The organism is Subtercola vilae (assembly GCF_004923255.1).
Classification (GTDB): domain Bacteria; phylum Actinomycetota; class Actinomycetes; order Actinomycetales; family Microbacteriaceae; genus Subtercola; species Subtercola vilae.
In genome coordinates this window covers 1-1,768 of record NZ_QYRT01000094.1, presented here as the reverse complement: position 1 = coordinate 1,768, position 1,768 = coordinate 1, and the positions used below count along the sequence as shown (strand labels likewise).

The window sequence follows — 1,768 nt, the reverse complement described above, 5'->3', positions numbered from 1 at the left end:
GTGTACGCGGGCACGACCGGGGTGGTGGGGGCGGTGTACGTGGGAGCGACGGGCGCAGTGGGCGCGGTGTAGGCCGGCGCGGCCGGAGCGACGGGCGCGGCATCTGCTGCGGGGGTCGACTGTGACCCAGCCGCGGCGGCCTGCTCGGTGTTGCGCTCGGGTGCGGCGTGATTCTCGGGTGCCGCGTGGTTCTCGGATGCGGGCTGGTTCTCAGGTGCGGGGTGGGGCTGAATGTGGCTGTCGCCGGAGTCGGCCGGGGAGTCTGCGGGGTTCTCGGTGTTGTCTGACATTGGTGCTCCTTCCAAGCATCGCAAGCTTCGCCGCCAAACCTGAACGTTTTATATGCACAGGCTGAAAACGATCTGTCGATGTCTGTATCGGCTCTGCCGGTAGGTTGGTGGAATGTCGATGAGCACACCCTGGCAACGCACCGCAGAGGGGGCCGGGCTCCTGTCGGCCGACGGGAGGGTACGCGCCTCCATCTTCGCCGAGATGAGCGCGCTCGCCCAGGCCACCGGGGCCATCAACCTCGGCCAGGGCTTCCCTGACGAAGACGGGCCCGAAGAGGTGCTGAGCGCCGCCCGCAGTGCGATCTCGGGGGGCATGAACCAATATCCGCCCGGTATCGGGCTACCGGTGCTGCGCGAGGCCATCGCTGAACACCAGGCTCGCTTCTACGGTCTCGAAGTCGATGCCGATCATGAAACGCTGGTCACGGCGGGGGCGACCGAGGCGCTGGCGGCGTGCATCCTGAGCCTGGTCGAAGAGGGCGACGAGGTGGTGACCCTCGAACCGTTCTATGACGCGTACGGTGGGCTCATCGCTCTGGCCGGAGGCAACCACCGCACAGTGCCGCTGCGACTGCCCCATTTTCAGCCCAACCACGACGAGCTGCGGGCCGCCGTCACCGACCGCACCCGCCTCATTCTCATCAACAATCCGCACAATCCCACCGGCACCGTGCTGCCGCAAGAGACACTCGAACTCATCGTCGAACTCGCGCACGAGCACGACGCACTCATCGTGACCGACGAGGTGTACGAACACCTCACCTTCGGCCAGCAGCACATTCCGATTGCCACGCTGCCGGGGGCATGGGAGCGCACACTGACCATCTCGTCGGGTGGAAAGACGTTCAACACCACCGGCTGGAAGATCGGCTGGGTCACCGGCCCGGCCCGCCTCCTCACCCAGGTTCTGGCCGTGAAACAGTTTCTGACCTACGTGAACGGCGCGCCCTTCCAGCCCGCGATCGCGGTCGGTCTGGGTCTGCCTGACGCGTTCTTCACCGGCATCGCCGCCGACCTGCGAACGAAGCGCGACGTTCTGTCGGCCGGGCTCGCGAACGCGGGTTTCGAGGTGTTCGAGTCGCAGGCGTCGTACTTCGTCGTGGCCGACGCGGCTCCATTGGGCTACACGGATGCCGCACAGCTCTGCCGCGAACTGCCCGAACTTGCCGGGGTGGTCGCCGTTCCGATCTCGGCCTTCTGCCACGACGACCTGGGTGCCGAGTACGCGTCACTCGTGCGCTTCGCGTTCTGCAAGCGCGTCGAGGTGCTCGAACTCGCGGCCGCCCAGCTCGGCGACCTGCGGCGCTGACGCCCGCGCCGCGTCGCCCCCGCCACCACCGTTGCCTCCGCCACCCCGGCTCTCCTTTTCACGGCGTCGACTCGGCGAAGTTGGCGGGCTGCGGGGGGCAACACCCGCAAACTTCGCCGACTCGATGAGGAGTGGGGCGCGCAGGGGTGGGGCTCAGGTGGCTGTGATG

Annotated in this window: 1 protein-coding gene and 1 pseudogene; one reads left to right on the top strand and one right to left on the bottom strand. The window is 67.5% G+C overall.

Features of this window, described 5'->3' with window-relative positions:
* A pseudogene (locus D4765_RS18950) lies at positions 1-290 on the bottom strand (hypothetical protein); the annotation flags it as partial.
* Positions 291-402: 112 nt separating this feature from the next.
* Between D4765_RS18950 and D4765_RS18945 the strand changes: the two are divergent.
* Positions 403-1,599, top strand: coding sequence for an aminotransferase class I/II-fold pyridoxal phosphate-dependent enzyme (locus tag D4765_RS18945; protein ID WP_136643862.1), 1,197 nt, complete (start codon positions 403-405; stop codon positions 1,597-1,599).
* The last annotated feature ends 169 nt before the right edge of the window (positions 1,600-1,768 follow it).